The organism is Campylobacter sp. US33a, assembly GCF_004378855.1.
In the GTDB taxonomy this organism is placed as follows: domain Bacteria; phylum Campylobacterota; class Campylobacteria; order Campylobacterales; family Campylobacteraceae; genus Campylobacter_D.
Genome location: NZ_RYYL01000052.1, coordinates 1 through 253, shown reverse-complemented (window position 1 = coordinate 253; position 253 = coordinate 1). Strand labels below are relative to the sequence as shown.

The following is a 253-nucleotide window of genomic DNA, read 5'->3' as shown; positions in this document are numbered from 1 at the left end:
ATTTTATAGGAACGCTACAAAGCAATAAAATCAATCTTTTAATCAAGCAAAAACCAATACTCTGGCATTCTTGTAATGGATTAAAAATAGCAAAAGCCATGGATAAAAGACTAAATTATAAACTAGATACCTTACTAGAAATCAATAGTGCCAATGAACTCAGCAAAAGCGGACTTAATCCGGATCAAGCTATAGAAGAATATTTACAAATTCAAGAAGAATGTCCTAATTTAAATCTTTGTGGAGTTATGAG

1 pseudogene is annotated in these 253 nt (G+C 30.4%); it reads left to right on the top strand.

The window, feature by feature from the left end:
* A pseudogene (locus tag ELQ16_RS09860) lies at nucleotides 1-253 on the top strand (YggS family pyridoxal phosphate enzyme); the annotation flags it as partial.